Annotated in this window: 18 protein-coding genes and 1 pseudogene; 13 read left to right on the top strand and 6 right to left on the bottom strand. The window is 70.7% G+C overall.

Translation table 11 applies throughout. The features are described 5' to 3' along the window. Nucleotides 1-54: 54 nt before the first annotated feature. From rpsP to Aau02nite_RS30620, 11 genes and pseudogenes are all read left to right on the top strand, one after another. Nucleotides 55-495: pseudogene (rpsP, locus tag Aau02nite_RS30670) on the top strand (30S ribosomal protein S16); the annotation flags it as partial. 106 nt (nucleotides 496-601) lie between these two features. Next, on the top strand, nucleotides 602-859 hold the full coding sequence (locus Aau02nite_RS30665; protein ID WP_184990105.1) for an RNA-binding protein: 258 nt from the start codon (nucleotides 602-604) through the stop codon (nucleotides 857-859). Between the two features lie 14 nt (nucleotides 860-873). Continuing rightward, complete coding sequence (gene rimM, locus Aau02nite_RS30660) at nucleotides 874-1,440, top strand: ribosome maturation factor RimM (protein WP_212992185.1); 567 nt, start codon at nucleotides 874-876, stop codon at nucleotides 1,438-1,440. Then, nucleotides 1,440-2,204: a tRNA (guanosine(37)-N1)-methyltransferase TrmD gene (gene trmD, locus Aau02nite_RS30655; RefSeq protein WP_212992082.1), complete on the top strand. Its 765-nt coding sequence runs from the start codon at nucleotides 1,440-1,442 to the stop codon at nucleotides 2,202-2,204. Before rimM ends, trmD begins: the two co-directional genes overlap by 1 nt. A gap of 130 nt (nucleotides 2,205-2,334) precedes the next feature. Further along, a complete protein-coding gene (rplS, locus tag Aau02nite_RS30650; RefSeq protein WP_203774624.1) occupies nucleotides 2,335-2,694 on the top strand; it encodes a 50S ribosomal protein L19 in 360 nt (119 codons plus the stop codon). A gap of 225 nt (nucleotides 2,695-2,919) precedes the next feature. Then, entirely contained in the window at nucleotides 2,920-3,804 is an 885-nt protein-coding gene (gene lepB, locus Aau02nite_RS30645) for a signal peptidase I (protein ID WP_246595565.1), read from the top strand. Beyond that, nucleotides 3,801-4,460 carry a signal peptidase I gene (gene lepB, locus Aau02nite_RS30640; protein ID WP_212992080.1) on the top strand — a complete coding sequence of 220 codons (660 nt, stop codon included), beginning with the start codon at nucleotides 3,801-3,803 and terminating at the stop codon, nucleotides 4,458-4,460. The genes lepB (Aau02nite_RS30645) and lepB (Aau02nite_RS30640) overlap by 4 nt, the downstream gene beginning before the upstream one ends. Before the next feature lie 41 nt (nucleotides 4,461-4,501). Next, complete coding sequence (locus tag Aau02nite_RS30635; protein ID WP_212992079.1) at nucleotides 4,502-4,948, top strand: NUDIX hydrolase; 447 nt, start codon at nucleotides 4,502-4,504, stop codon at nucleotides 4,946-4,948. After that, nucleotides 4,948-5,766: a ribonuclease HII gene (locus Aau02nite_RS30630; RefSeq protein ID WP_212992078.1), complete on the top strand. Its 819-nt coding sequence runs from the start codon at nucleotides 4,948-4,950 to the stop codon at nucleotides 5,764-5,766. Before Aau02nite_RS30635 ends, Aau02nite_RS30630 begins: the two co-directional genes overlap by 1 nt. Next, nucleotides 5,763-6,089 carry a DUF2469 domain-containing protein gene (locus tag Aau02nite_RS30625; RefSeq protein WP_023561849.1) on the top strand — a complete coding sequence of 109 codons (327 nt, stop codon included), beginning with the start codon at nucleotides 5,763-5,765 and terminating at the stop codon, nucleotides 6,087-6,089. The genes Aau02nite_RS30630 and Aau02nite_RS30625 overlap by 4 nt, the downstream gene beginning before the upstream one ends. Before the next feature lie 66 nt (nucleotides 6,090-6,155). Then, nucleotides 6,156-6,632 (top strand): murein hydrolase activator EnvC family protein, encoded by a 477-nt coding sequence (locus Aau02nite_RS30620; protein ID WP_212992077.1) that lies wholly within the window; start codon nucleotides 6,156-6,158, stop codon nucleotides 6,630-6,632. Between the two features lie 14 nt (nucleotides 6,633-6,646). On the opposite strand, the gene Aau02nite_RS30615 is transcribed toward Aau02nite_RS30620, so the two are convergent. Next, nucleotides 6,647-7,834 carry an aminotransferase class V-fold PLP-dependent enzyme gene (locus tag Aau02nite_RS30615; protein WP_212992076.1) on the bottom strand — a complete coding sequence of 396 codons (1,188 nt, stop codon included), beginning with the start codon at nucleotides 7,832-7,834 and terminating at the stop codon, nucleotides 6,647-6,649. Between the two features lie 263 nt (nucleotides 7,835-8,097). After that, nucleotides 8,098-8,976, bottom strand: coding sequence for a tyrosine recombinase XerC (locus tag Aau02nite_RS30610; RefSeq protein ID WP_212992184.1), 879 nt, complete (start codon nucleotides 8,974-8,976; stop codon nucleotides 8,098-8,100). Nucleotides 8,977-9,059: 83 nt separating this feature from the next. Here Aau02nite_RS30610 and Aau02nite_RS30605 point away from each other — a divergent pair, with 83 nt between their 5' ends. Both Aau02nite_RS30605 and Aau02nite_RS30600 read left to right on the top strand, forming a co-directional pair. Then, on the top strand, nucleotides 9,060-9,617 hold the full coding sequence (locus Aau02nite_RS30605; protein WP_212992075.1) for a DUF6636 domain-containing protein: 558 nt from the start codon (nucleotides 9,060-9,062) through the stop codon (nucleotides 9,615-9,617). Nucleotides 9,618-9,650: 33 nt separating this feature from the next. After that, on the top strand, nucleotides 9,651-10,112 hold the full coding sequence (locus Aau02nite_RS30600; RefSeq protein ID WP_212992074.1) for a pyridoxamine 5'-phosphate oxidase family protein: 462 nt from the start codon (nucleotides 9,651-9,653) through the stop codon (nucleotides 10,110-10,112). Nucleotides 10,113-10,127: 15 nt separating this feature from the next. Here Aau02nite_RS30600 and Aau02nite_RS30595 read toward each other — a convergent pair whose 3' ends face one another. The 4 genes from Aau02nite_RS30595 to Aau02nite_RS30580 all read right to left on the bottom strand — a co-directional run. Beyond that, nucleotides 10,128-10,532 carry a GntR family transcriptional regulator gene (locus tag Aau02nite_RS30595; RefSeq protein WP_212992073.1) on the bottom strand — a complete coding sequence of 135 codons (405 nt, stop codon included), beginning with the start codon at nucleotides 10,530-10,532 and terminating at the stop codon, nucleotides 10,128-10,130. Nucleotides 10,533-10,669: 137 nt separating this feature from the next. Beyond that, entirely contained in the window at nucleotides 10,670-11,557 is an 888-nt protein-coding gene (locus Aau02nite_RS30590) for an SAM-dependent methyltransferase (RefSeq protein WP_212992072.1), read from the bottom strand. Nucleotides 11,558-11,610: 53 nt separating this feature from the next. Further along, nucleotides 11,611-12,222 carry a GNAT family N-acetyltransferase gene (locus Aau02nite_RS30585; RefSeq protein ID WP_212992071.1) on the bottom strand — a complete coding sequence of 204 codons (612 nt, stop codon included), beginning with the start codon at nucleotides 12,220-12,222 and terminating at the stop codon, nucleotides 11,611-11,613. A gap of 14 nt (nucleotides 12,223-12,236) precedes the next feature. Continuing rightward, nucleotides 12,237-13,172: APC family permease (locus tag Aau02nite_RS30580; protein ID WP_212992070.1), on the bottom strand; the 936-nt coding region annotated here is incomplete at its 5' end.

Genomic DNA, 13,172 nt, shown 5'->3' with positions numbered 1-13,172 from the left:
ACGTACCGGCTCCCAGGCGGGCCGGTCGTCATCGCAACAGGAGCGAACAAGACCGTGGCCGTAAAGATCCGGCTCCTGCGGATGGGCAAGATCCGCAACCCGCAGTACCGCATCGTCGTCGCCGACTCGCGCACCAAGCGTGACGGCCGCGCCATCGAGTACGTCGGTATCTACCAGCCCAAGGAAGACCCCTCGATCATCGAGGTGAAGTCGGAGCGGGTGCAGTACTGGCTCTCGGTCGGCGCGCAGCCGAGCGAGGCCGTGCAGCGTCTGCTCGAGAAGACCGGCGACTGGCAGCAGTTCAAGGGCCTGCCGGCCCCGCCGCCGCTGCTCATGAAGGCCGAGAAGGTCAGCCGCCTGGCGACCTACGAGGCCGAGGCGAAGGCCGCCGCCGGCGTCGCGGAGGCTCCGGCTGCCAAGCCGGCCAAGAAGGCCAAGGCGACCGAGAAGGCTGCCGACAAGGCCGACAAGGCCGACAAGGCTGCTGACAAGACCCCGGCCGCGCCGGAGGTTGCCGAGACCCGCCCGAGCGACACCAAGGCCGTCGACCCGGCCGAGCCGAACCGCGAGGCTGTCGCGGCGGACGCGAAGGACCCGGCCGGTGCCGGCGCCGACGGGAACTGACGGGGCGCTCCGGCCTGCGCTGGAGCACCTCGTCAAGGGCATCGTCGACAACCCGGACGACGTCCGGGTCCGGCTGGTCGACTCGCGCCGCGGTAAGCGGCTCGAGGTGCGTGTGCACCCCGAGGACCTGGGAACGGTCATCGGGCGTGGCGGGCGTACGGCCAAGGCGCTGCGTCAGGTCATCGGTTCGATCGGTGGGCGCGGCATCCGCGTCGACATCGTCGACGCGTACTGAGCTGCCGCCTGATGTTGCTGGTCGTCGGTCAGATCGGGAAGCCCCACGGAATCCGTGGGGAAGTGCTGGTGACGGTGCGGACCGATGATCCAGAGGCGAGATTCGCCGCCGGGTCGGCGTTCACCACGGAGGTCCCCCGGGACCGCCGGGTGAGCACCGGCCCGGCGGCTGCCGCCGTCGTGGGGATTCCCTACCAGGTGCCCGCGAAGCTCGTCCTCGAGGCGATCCGCTGGCATCAGGGCAAGGGCATCGCCCAGTTCGAGGGCGTCATCGACCGCAACACCGCCGAGGCGTTGCGCGGCGTGCTGTTGCAGGTCGACAGCTCGGAGATCGCCGAACCGGACGATCCCGACGAGTTCAACGACCACCAGCTCGCCGGCCTGTCGGTGGAGTCGGTCGACGGCACCGTGCTGGGCACGGTCGACCGGATCGACCATGCGCCCTCCTCCGACCTCATCGTGCTGAAGAAGGCCGCCGGGGGTACGGCGCTCATCCCGTTCGTCAGCCAGATGGTGCCGACGGTCGACCTGGCCGGCGGTCGCATCCTCGTCGACCTGCCCGAGGGTCTGCTCGACCTCTGATGCGCGTTGATGTCGTCTCCATCTTCCCGGAGTATTTCGCTCCGCTGGAGTTGTCGCTGATCGGTAAGGCCCGCGGCACCGGGATCCTCGACCTGGCCGTGCACGATCTGCGCACCTGGACCTCGGACGTGCACCGCACGGTGGACGACACCCCGTACGGCGGTGGTCCCGGAATGGTCATGCGCCCGGAGCCGTGGGCGGCGGCGCTGGACGCGGTCGCCGGGCCTTCCTCCACGCTGGTCGTGCCGTCACCGGTCGGTAAGCCGTTCACCCAGGCGGACGCGCACGAGCTGGCCGGGCTGGAGCATCTGATCTTCGCCTGCGGCCGGTACGAGGGCATCGACCAGCGGGTCCTCGACGACGCCGCCGCCCGGATGCCGGTCCGTGAGGTGTCGCTCGGCGACTACGTGCTCTTCGGTGGCGAGGTCGCGGTCATCGTGATCATGGAAGCGGTCACCCGTCTGCTGCCCGGGGTGCTGGGCAACGCCGATTCGCTGACCGAGGAGTCGCACGCCGCCGGGCTGCTGGAGGCGCCGGTCTACACCAAGCCGGCCGTGTGGCGGGACAGGGCGGTGCCCGAGGTGCTGCGGTCGGGGGACCACGGGCGGATCGCGCGCTGGCGGCGTACCGAATCGTTGCTGCGCACCGCGGCCCGGCGCCCGGACATGATGGCCGGCTATCCGGTCGACCTTCTCGACAAGAAGGACCGGGCCGCCCTGGACGAGGCCGGATTTCAGATCCCGCCCCCGGGTGTGGCAAAGTAGTGAGGTTGCCGTTCGCGCCCCACGCCGTGGCCGGCCGGACGAGGACCCCCTGCACCGATGTCAGCGGGTCAGGATCACCCAATCGCGCATCGAACTCCCGGTGCGCTTTGAGTACGACGAGGATGCAGCGATGAACACGCTGGACCAGCTCGACGCCCAGTCGCGGCGCACGGACATCCCCGACTTCCGGGCCGGTGACACCGTCAAGGTGCACGTCCGGGTCGTCGAGGGCAACCGCTCCCGCGTCCAGATCTTCCAGGGCGTCGTGATCAGCCGCCAGGGCGGCGGGCTGCGCGAGACCTTCAAGGTCCGGAAGATCAGCTTCGGCGTCGGTGTCGAGCGGACCTACCCGATCAACAGCCCGCAGCTCGACCGCATCGAGGTCGTGACCCGCGGTGACGTGCGTCGCGCCAAGCTGTACTACCTGCGTGAGCTCCGGGGCAAGAAGGCCAAGATCAAGGAGCTCCGCGAGAAGCAGACGGTCAGCTGAACCCACTAACGGTCCGGGCCGTATTCACTCGGACTGACGTTTGCTGCGCGGGCGCATTACGCTTGCGTCAGTGACGGATGGGAATCAGTGCCACTGCGGCAGTCGCCGTGCTGGTGGACCATTCGCACTACCGCCCGACACGTCCCTCACGGGGATCCCGGGCGGTAGTGCTGTATCCGGGGCGGTTCGACCGGACGGCGGCGGGAGATGCGTAGCGTGGAACCGATGCAGGGGTATCGACCCTCCTCCTCCGGACGTCGCCGCGGGCGGGTGATCCGGCGCAAGGAGATGCCCCTCTGGCAGGAGTTGCCGCTGCTGCTGGTGGTGGCCTTCTGCCTCGCTGTGCTGATCCGCACCTTCCTCGTGCAGGCGTTCTACATCCCGTCCGGCTCGATGGAGAACACCCTGGCGATCAAGGACCGCGTCCTGGTCAACAAGGTCGTCTACGACATGCGCGATCCGCTGCGCGGCGAGATCGTGGTCTTCCGCGGCACCGACAACTGGGCACCCGAGCAGCCGACCGAGCCGATCAGCAACACCTTCGGGGCCAAGCTCGGCCGCACCATCGGCGACCTCGTCGGGGTCAGCCGTCCGGGCGAACGCGACTTCATCAAACGGGTGATCGGCCTGCCCGGTGACAAGATCGCCTGCTGCGACGAGCAGGGCCGGATCACCGTCAACGGCGAGCCCGTCGACGAGCCGTACATCTTCGAGGACTCGCCGCTGGACGCCCCGCCGAATCCGCGGCAGTGCACCAGCCGCCGGTTCGCCGAGGTGACCGTCCCCGCGGGTGAGATGTTCGTCATGGGCGACCACCGCCTGGTGTCGCAGGACGCCCGCTGCCAGGGCCCGGTGCCCATCGACAACATCATCGGCCGGGCCTTCGTGGTGGTGTGGCCGACGAGCCACTTCACCAGCCTTTCCGTGCCGGACAACTGGAAGGCGTACGCGGCGGCCCACCCGGTCGCGGCCGCGGAAACCGGTGAATCTCCCCGGCGCGCCCCCGATCCCGTCACCGCTGCCGTTATGCTGCCGTTCCTCTTAAGTGTCGGCGTATCCGCGCGTTCCGGACTGTGGTTGCGGCCCCGGGGACGTAGGCTCCGATCGTGATTGACGAGCACACCGAGCCCACCAAGCGCAGCGGTTCGTTCTGGCGCGAGCTTCCGATCCTGCTGGGAGTGGCGATCCTCGTCGCCGTCCTGGTGCGCTTCTTCGTGCTGCAGACCTTCTACATCCCGTCGCCCTCGATGGAGCACACGCTCAACATCTGGGACCGGGTACTGGTCAACAAGCTCGTGTACGACTTCCGGGAGCCCCGCCGGGGCGAGATCGTGGTCTTCAAGGCCCCGACCGACTGGCAGAGCAGCGGTGCCGAGGGCGAGGACTTCATCAAGCGCATCATCGCCGTCGGCGGCGACCACCTGGTCTGCTGTGACGACCAGGAGCGTCTGATCATCAACGGGCACTCGCTGGACGAGCCGTTCATCTACACCGACGCGGACGGTAAGCAGGACCCGGCGGCGGACCAGAAGTTCGACGTCACCGTGCCGGCCGGCCGGCTCTGGGTCATGGGTGACCACCGCTCCGCGTCCGGCGACTCGCTGGAGCACTACGAGCAGACCGAGGGCAACATCCAGGCGGCCACGATCAGGACCGACGCCATCATCGGGCGCGCGTTCACGATCTTCTGGCCGGTGTCCCGCGCGACCTGGCTGTCCGTGCCCAGGGAGTTCGACGACGTCCCGGACCCGGCGCCGGCCAACTGACCCGGCGTCAAGATCGTCCATCGGCGCAATAGGCTGGGGGCGTGACGTTCATCGACCGCCGGGCGGCCCGGGTGCTTCTCATCGATGCCGCGGAGCGGGTTCTGCTGCTGCACGGCGGTGACCCGGCACGCGCGGACCAGCACTGGTGGTTCACCCCCGGCGGCGGCCTGAACGAGGGCGAGACGCCCGTCCAGGGCGCGGCGCGCGAGCTGCGGGAGGAGACCGGCCTGCGGACCGACCCCGCCGAGCTGGGCGAGCCGGTGCACCACGAGACCACCGAGTTCAGCTACGACAACCGGCAGTACCGCCAGGAGCAGGACTTCTTCCTGCTGCGGGTGGAGTCGTGGCAGGTCGACACCGCCGGCTTCGACGCCGATGAGCAGCGGAGCATCACCGGCAACCGCTGGTGGTCCACCGCCGAGCTGGACACCACGACCGAGCAGATCTTCCCGATCGGGCTCGCCGACCTGCTGCGTAAGGTCCTCTGATGCTCAGCCCGCCCCGCACGGTGGTGCGCCGCGAAGGCGGCCTCTACGCCCTCGAGCGCGCCCTGCAGCGCCGCGGCTTCCGGCACGTGGCCGGGGCCGACGAGGCCGGCCGCGGCGCCTGCGCGGGACCGCTGGTCGCCGCCGCGGCGATCCTGCCCGAGGGCAAGCGCGGCGAGATCGACGAGCTCGCCGACTCCAAGCTGCTCACCGCGGCCGCCCGCGAACGCGTCTACGACGAGGTGGTCACGCGGGCGCTGGCCTGGTCGGTGGTGATCGTCCCGCCGGCCGAGGTGGACGGCCGCGGCCTGCACGTCTGCAACCTGGCCGCGATGCGCCGCGCGCTCGCGTCGCTCACCACCCGCCCCGAGTACGTCCTGACGGACGGTTTCCCGGTCGACGGGCTGGGGGCACCGGGTCTGGCGGTGTGGAAGGGTGACCGGGTCGCGGCCTGCGTGGCGGCGGCCAGCGTGCTCGCCAAGGTCACCCGGGACCGGCTGATGGTGGAGCTGGACGGCAAGTTCCCCGACTACGGGTTCGCGGTGCACAAGGGCTACATCACCGACGAGCACAGCGCGGCGCTTACCCGGCACGGGCCCTGCGCGGAGCACCGCTTCTCGTACGTGAACGTGGCGGCCGTCTCCGGGCGCGGCAACCGGCCGCCGCGGGCCCGCCGCCCGGCGGATCTGCCCCCGGTCAACGCCGAGCCGCTGATGCTCTGGCCAGCAGTGGAGGGTACCGTCGGCGTGGCGTCGGGCGAGCAGCCTCGGCCGCCGGTGCCGGTGGGGGAAGATGAGGCCATGGAGGGCGAGAAGCGATGAGCGCAGAGGATCTCGAGAAGTACGAGACCGAGATGGAGCTGCAGCTCTACCGGGAGTACCGCGACATCGTCCGACAGTTCTCCTACGTGGTGGAGACGGAACGCCGGTTCTACCTGGCGAACCAGGTGGACCTGCACGTCCGCAACTCCGACGGCGAGGTCTACTTCGAGGTCGAGATGCACGACGCGTGGGTCTGGGACATGTACCGGCCGGCCCGCTTCGTCAAGAACGTCCGCGTGATGACCTTCAAGGACGTCAACGTGGAGGAGCTGGAGAAGCCGGACATCTCGCTGCCGGACGAGGCCGGTTTCGGCGGCAGCTAGGCGGGCGACCGCGGTTGTCCACAGGGCGGGTCGCGGCTGATCCCAGGAGAGAGCACCATGCCTGGCATGGTGCTCTTGCTTTCGGCGCTCATGGTCCTGGGCGGTCTCCCGGCTGCGGTTCCGGCGCAGGCCGGTGGGGCGTTCGGCTGGCCGGTCGACGACGCCTGGGTCGTGCGGCGTTTTGATCCGCCGCCACGCCCGTGGCTGCCCGGTCATCGCGGAACGGACCTGGCTGCCGCTCCCGGCTCGGTGGTGCGGGCCGCCGGAGCGGGCACGATCGTGTTCGCCGGGCAGGTCGCGGGGCGTGGGGTCGTCAGCGTGGCGCATCCCGGCGGCCTGCGGACCACGTATGAGCCGGTGGTCGTCCAGGCGCGCCGGCCCGGTGACGCCGTCGCGGCCGGGGATGCGCTCGGCACACTGGCGGCCGGTCACCCCGGTTGTCCGTCGGCGGCCTGTCTGCACTGGGGGCTGCGCCGCGGCGCGGACTACCTCGACCCGCTCACGCTGCTCGGCCTCGGGCGCGTCCGGCTGCTGCCGCTGTGATCGTGTTGCGGACTTCAGCGCAGGGATGCCAGCAGGGGCGGCAGGCGTTCCGCCAGGTTCTCGTACTCCTCGGGGCGGTTGTAGATCTGGGCGCTCAGCCGCAGCCAGCCGCGGCCGCCCCACGCGTTCACCGCGACCTCGGTCGCCAGCTTGTCGGCGATCTGCTGGCGCAGAGCGTGCGCCTCCGGCTGCGTCGTGGCGATCCCCGACGGCAGCGGCACGATCCGCATGGCGGCCTCGGCCGCGCCCGGGTCCGGCAGGTCGGTGGGCGCCAGGCCGAGACTCGCCCCGACGAGCCGCTGACCGTACGCCGCGAGCGCCGCGTTGTGCCGCCGCACGGCCTCGACGCCCAGGGTGCGCAGGGTGAACAGCCCGGCCGGCGCGGCGAGCCAGGACGAGTAGTCCATGGTCCCCTGGTATTCGGCCGACAGCGGGAAGCCGGCGTCGTGCTCCCAGGAGACGACGAGCGGCTCGATCCGCCGGCGCCAGGCCGGGGCCACGGCGAGCAGGGCGGTGCCCCGCGGCGCGAAGGCCCACTTGTGCAGGTTGCCCACCCAGAAGTCGGCGCCCAGCCGGTCGACCCGCACGGGCAGCATGCCGGGCACGTGCGCGGCGTCGACGAACACCGGGATGTCATGCTGCCGGGCGGCGTCGGCGATCGCGCGCACCGGCAGCACCTTCGCGGTCGGCGAGGTGAGCTGGTCGACGATCAGCAGCTTGGTCTTGCCGGGCCGCAACGCCCCCCGGATCCGCGACACGACCTCGGCATCGGTGGCATCCAGCGGCAGGGCGACCGTGCGCGCGCTGGCCCCGTCCCGCCGGCACTGACGCCGGACGGCGAGCGCGTTGGCGCCGTACCCGTGATCGGTGAGCAGCACCTCGTCGCCGGATTTGAGCCGGACCGACTGCAACACCAGCGAGACCGCGGCGGTGGCATTCGGCAGCAGGGCGCTGCCGTCCGGATCGGCGCCGAGGAAGTGCGCCAGATGCCGTCGGGTATGGACGATCCGGTCGGTCAGCCCCGGGTGGGCGAAGAACGACATCGGATTGCGCTCGACCTCGTCCCGCAGCCGCTGCTGGGTGCGCTGCACCCCGATGGGGACGGCGCCGAAGGAACCGTGGTTGAGGTAGGCGGTGGCCGGGTCGAGCGAGAAGAGGAGCCGCGCTCCCGGGATGGGCGGGGGCGGATCTCCGACGCTCACGCCCTGATCGTACGTGGTGCCGGCGGGTCCGTCGCTGCCGTTCCCCGGACGGGCCACCGCCGGGCCGCGGCGCGCCTTCGGTCGCCGCCGGGGCGCGGCGCGCCTGCGGTCGTCGCCCGGTTGTGAGATCCGCCCGCCGCTGGCCCTGGCGTTCCCGGCCCGCGCCTGCGGTCGCCGTCCGGTTGCGGTGCGCCTGCGGTCGCCCGCCCGGGCGAGGCCGGCCTGCGGTCGCCGGCGGGGCGTCGGCCAGTTGCCGGCCCCGGTCAGGCTCGGGGGTGGGCTTGTTTGAAGGCGGCGCGGAGGCGCTCGGTCGAGACGTGGGTGTAGATCTGGGTGCTCGACAGTGAGGAGTGGCCGAGGAGATCCTGGACCGCGCGGAGGTCTGCGCCTCCGTCCAGCAGGTGGGTGGCCGCCGAGTGGCGCAGGTCGTGCGGGCTGGTGTGGGGCAGGCCCGCGGCCTGGGCAGCCGCGGCCACGATCCGGCGGACCACCGTCTGCTGGAGCCGGCCGCCGCGGGCGCCCAGGAAGAGGGCGTCGCCGCTGGTGGGACGGGCCAGTTCCGGGCGGCCGTGGCGGAGCCAGTCGTCGAGAGCCTTCTCGGCCGGGATGCCGTACGGGACCATGCGTTCCTTGGCGCCCTTGCCGAAGACCCGGATCACCCGGCGGCCCCCGTCGATGTCCGCCTTGTCCAGGCCGCAGAGCTCGCTGACCCGTACCCCGGTTGCGTAGAGCAGTTCCAGGACCGCTCGGTCGCGTACCGCATGGGGGTCGGCCGTGGTGACGACCAGGTCCGCCGCCTGGTCGGCGCGCAACACCGACGGCAGGTCGCGGTGGGCCCGCGGGCTGGCCAGCTGCGCGCCGGCGTCGGCCGGGCAGAGCCCGGACCGGTGCGCCCAGGCGGTGAAGGTCCGGGCCGCGGCGGCCCGACGAGCCTGAGAGGTACGCGCGGCGCCGTCGGTCATCCGCTGCGCGAGCCAGCCCCGCAGCACCGTGATGTCCAGATCGGCCGGGGCGGCACAGCCGGCCGCCGCCGCATGATCGAGAAGCGAGACGACATCTCCGACATAAGCCCGCACAGTGTGCGCGGAGCGGTTGTCGACGCGGGCGAGGTGCACCGCGAAGTCGTCGACCGCGGAACGCATCGCGGGCGGCAGCGATTCGTGTACGTCGCGGGTGCTCACTGTTCTTGCTCCACGCCCTTATCATTCCGCCTTTGGGAGGTGACGTGGCAGCAGCGCGCGGACGGGCCGGGCTGGGCGGGGCGATCACGCTGGTGGCAGCCCTGGCGGCCCTGGCTTCGTGTTCGGCGTCGCCGGACCGGGTGGAGCCGCGACCGACCACTGAGGCGATCGCCACAAACGCGGCGCTGGGCGACGCGCCGCCGCCCAGCGGCCCGCCGTCGACCGGTGTCGCGTTGCCGTCTCCGCAGCCGCCGCAGGAAGTCAGCGACGCGAACTTCGTGTCGCCGTCCGGGAACATCGGCTGCTACCTCGACGAGTCGGGGGCCCGCTGCGACATCGTCCGCAAGAACTGGCAGCCACCGCCGGCGCCGGACGACTGCGACCTCGACTGGGGTGCGGGAATCTCGGTCCACCGGACGGAAGAGGCCACGTTCACGTGTGCCGGTGACACCGTGCTGGGTGGAAAGCAGACGCTCGCCTACGGCAGGTCGCTGCGGGCCGGGGACTTCCTGTGCAGCAGTGACCGCAAGGCGATGCGCTGCGAGAACACCGAGTCGGGGCACGGTTTCACCGTCGCGATCGAGCAGTACAACCTGTTCTGAGTTTTTGTCAGACCCGGCTTCTAGGGTCGGTGCATGGCCAGGTGGCAGGAGATCGAGGACGAGTTCGCCGAGTTCGCGGCGAAGGTGCGGGCCCGCTTCGACGCGGGGACCAACAAGACGATCGCGACGTTGCGCCGTGACGGTGCACCGCGGATCAGTGCGACAGAGCTGAAATTCGAGGACGGCGAGGTGACGTTCGGCATGATGGGCGGCTCGATGAAGCTGCTCGACGTGCGGCGTGATCCGCGGATAGCGGTGCACAGCCCGACCCTCGAGCCGCCGGCGGACGCACCGGAGCAGTGGCCCGGTGACGCGAAGCTGGCCGGCCGGGCGGTGGAGATGCCGACGCCGGGAGAGGATTCGGTGCCGGGGGCGGGTTATTTCCGCATCGACGTGACGGAGGTGTCCCTCACGTATCTCGGGGTGCCCGCGGATCACCTCGTCATCGAGTCGTGGGACGCGGCCCACGGATTCCGCCGCCGGGCCCGGAAGTGACGAGCCGCGTGCGGCTCAGGGACGGGTCAGCTGGACCCGGTCGGCCGGGTGCACGGTGGTGGTGCCGTCGGGTGCCGTGATGACCAGGACGGGCACGCCTTCGGCGAGGCGGTGGGCGCGGCGCTCCGCATCGGTCGGCATGCGGGCGCCGGCCTTCTCGCCGCGGCGCAGGGTGATGAGCTCGGTCGGCTCCGGGACGCGGACGAACGTCCCTCGTGGCCGGTCCACCGTGACCAGACCCTCGGTCCGGAGCTGACCGATGGCCTGGCGCACGGTGGTGCGGCTGATGCCGTACTCCTGGGCCAGCCGCAGCTCGCTGGGCAGCGGCTCACCGGGCGCGAGAGCACCCGACTGGATCTGGTCGCGCAGGAGATCGGCGAGCTGGCGGAAAACCGCCCGGTCAGCCGAGGGGTCGATCATGACCTTCACGGTACGTGGTCATGATGCTCCATAACATGGTATTTACGTCCAGACGTTCACCGAGTTGGTAGCCTGCCGCCACGCCGGGCTGCGTGACGAGTGCCGGGAACCGCCTGGTCTCGGCGGGCGCAGGATGATCACGGTATTCGGCCGATCGCGGCATATGCGACTGCCTGTTCGGCGGTGGCCTGCGGCTCCGGGGCTCGCTCCGGGTGCCACTCGACGGTCGACACCAGACCTGGCTCCACGAGCTCCGATCCACTGAGGAACGTCGCGATCTCCCGGTGAGTGCGCGCTCGGAACGGTCCGTGTTCCATGCTCGCGGCCAGCCCGGCGAGATGCTCGGCTGTCTCGGGTTCGAGCGCGTCGAAGGTGACGTGGGTCAGGGCTACGTACGAGCCGGGTGTCAGGGCGGCCTTGATCTGGTCGACGGCGGCGTACGCCCGCTGGTCGTCGACGATGAAGTGCAGCACGGCCAGGAGCAGCACCGCGATCGGCTGGTTGAAGTCGAGCACGTCACGGGTGGTCCGGTGGCGCAGGACCGTGCCGATGTCGGTCAGGTCGCCGGCGACGAACTGGATCGTGCCCTCCGGGCTGCTGACGAGCAGCGCGCGGGCGTGTGAGCCGACCAGTTCGTCGCAGTCGACGTACACGATGCGGCTGCTGGGATCGACGGCCTGGGCGATCTCGTGAACGTTGGGCTCCTGCGGCAACCCGCATCCGATGTCGAGGAACTGACGCACACCCCGTTCGGCGAGGTACGCGACCTGACGCTCCATACACCGGCGTAGTTCCTTGGCGGCCAGGCGGATGGTGGGCAGGGCCTGCTGCAACTTCGCGGCGGAGTCACGGTCGGCCCGGAAGTTGTCCTTGCCACCCTGCAGGTCGTTGTAGCGGCGGGCCGGCGACGGGCGGGAAACGTCGATGCGATCCTCGCCGAAGGAGGCGACGTGCCGCTCGACGTCACGGTGATGCTCGGCGATCAGGCCGGCGGGGTCGCGCGAGTCGGGTGAGGGTTCTGTCATGGCGATCGGGGTCCTTGGCTGAACGTCGGGCGGAGAACGCGGGGCGGGGGACTTCAGCCGCTCTGCCCGGGCCTCCACATGCGGTACAGCACCGTGTCGCCGGTGACCGCGATGGTGGGCGGGCTCATGTCCTGGTAGCCGTGCCGCTGGTACAACTTCCGGTTCTGGAGCCCGGTCGCTTCCAGGTAGGCGGGGATGCCGTCGGCGTCGAGCCGGGCATGGGTGTGGTCCATCAGCCGGCTGCCCAGGCCCTGGCTCCACCGGTCCGGGCGTACGGCGAGGAACAGCAGGTGCCAGTGCGGATCGGTGGGGTGGTGGGCTTCCATCTGCAGATCGAGGTGCTGGAACCGGGGCAGGTACTCACCGGCGAGCTCCGCCAGGTCCTTCTCGTAGCCTTCGGGCTCACTCAAGGGACGGGTGCGGTCGAACCAGACCGCGGCGGCGCCGGCGTCCGCGGTCACGACGACCTGGCCCGCGCCGTTGATGGCGTGGGCGATGTAGAGCCGGTACCAGTCCCGGGTGATCGTCTTGCGCCGGCCGGGGTCGGGGACGAGGTAGTGGATGACCTTCAGGTGGTCGAACGCTTCGGCGACGATGTCGGCCACGGTGCTGATGTCGTCGGGGCCGGCGAGGCGCAGCGTCGGGGCGGTGTCGGTGCTGGTCATCGGTTTGCCTTTCGTCAGAGGAGGGCGGACAGGCCGGAGGTGGAGGCGGTGGCGCTGCGGGCACCGCGACCGATGCCTTGGTAGACCTGCGGATTGGTACGGCGGAGGATCAGTCCCCAGGCGGTGCCGGTGGCGAAGATCGCCACCAGCGCGAGGGGCACGATGCGGGCGGGGCCGGTGCCGGGAGTGACGCCGTACAGTCCGGCGAGGTTGTCGATCGCGAGGTAGGCGACGACCAGGAGTACGGCGGTGGCGATCAGCGGTGCGATGCGGCGTTGCCACAGGTTCTCGCCGTGGGTGTTGCGGGCGAAGAAGCCGATGACGGCGATGCTGGTCAGGGTGTAGAGCAGCAGGATGCCGAGGCCGCCGGTGGTGGATCCCCAGTAGAACAACTGCACGAGGGGGTCCCAGCCGGCGATGGCGTAGAGGACCAGTACGGCCAGGGCGAGGGTGGTCTGGGCGAGGGAGGCGTTGCGGGGTGCGCCCTTGATCGTGCACCGGCCGAACACTCTAGGCAGGACGCCTTCGCGGCCGAGGGCGAAGGTGTAGCGGGCGATGGCGTTGTGGAAGGCCAGGAGTGCGGCGACAAGGCCGGTGCCGAGCAGGATTTTCCCGACGGTGAGCGCGGTATCGCCGAGCAGGACGGCGGCTTGGTTGAAGAACAGATCAGCGCCTTCGGCGGTGGCGCGTTCGATGGGTCGGGGTCCGGCGGCGGAGATCTGGACCCAGGACGCGAGGGCGTAGGCGGTGCCGATGACGGCGATGGTGACGTAGGTGGCGGTCGGGATGGTGCGTCGGGGGTCTTTGCTCTCCTCGATGTAGACCACCGATTGTTCGACGCCGGCGAACGAGGTCGCGCCGAGCACGATCAGCACGCCGAGCCCGGCGCCGGACAGGTCGCTGATGTTCATCGCGGCGGCGGAGAACGCGAAGCCGGAGGTGAGCATGAT

The sequence above is a fragment of the Actinoplanes auranticolor genome (assembly GCF_018332655.1).
Taxonomy (GTDB): domain Bacteria; phylum Actinomycetota; class Actinomycetes; order Mycobacteriales; family Micromonosporaceae; genus Actinoplanes; species Actinoplanes auranticolor.
Note: the sequence above shows the minus strand (reverse complement) of the source record. Positions and strands in the feature narration are given on the sequence as shown.

Coding starts and splice junctions, on each gene's coding strand:
- Aau02nite_RS30590 (WP_212992072.1), bottom strand. CDS start 11,557: ATGACAGAACCCTCACCCGACTCGCGCGACCCCGCCGGCCTGATCGCC.
- rplS (WP_203774624.1), top strand. CDS start 2,335: ATGAACACGCTGGACCAGCTCGACGCCCAGTCGCGGCGCACGGACATC.
- Aau02nite_RS30585 (WP_212992071.1), bottom strand. CDS start 12,222: ATGACCAGCACCGACACCGCCCCGACGCTGCGCCTCGCCGGCCCCGAC.
- trmD (WP_212992082.1), top strand. CDS start 1,440: ATGCGCGTTGATGTCGTCTCCATCTTCCCGGAGTATTTCGCTCCGCTG.
- Aau02nite_RS30600 (WP_212992074.1), top strand. CDS start 9,651: ATGGCCAGGTGGCAGGAGATCGAGGACGAGTTCGCCGAGTTCGCGGCG.
- Aau02nite_RS30595 (WP_212992073.1), bottom strand. CDS start 10,532: ATGATCGACCCCTCGGCTGACCGGGCGGTTTTCCGCCAGCTCGCCGAT.
- lepB (WP_246595565.1), top strand. CDS start 2,920: ATGCAGGGGTATCGACCCTCCTCCTCCGGACGTCGCCGCGGGCGGGTG.
- Aau02nite_RS30625 (WP_023561849.1), top strand. CDS start 5,763: ATGAGCGCAGAGGATCTCGAGAAGTACGAGACCGAGATGGAGCTGCAG.
- Aau02nite_RS30610 (WP_212992184.1), bottom strand. CDS start 8,976: ATGCGTTCCGCGGTCGACGACTTCGCGGTGCACCTCGCCCGCGTCGAC.
- Aau02nite_RS30620 (WP_212992077.1), top strand. CDS start 6,156: ATGGTGCTCTTGCTTTCGGCGCTCATGGTCCTGGGCGGTCTCCCGGCT.
- Aau02nite_RS30630 (WP_212992078.1), top strand. CDS start 4,948: ATGCTCAGCCCGCCCCGCACGGTGGTGCGCCGCGAAGGCGGCCTCTAC.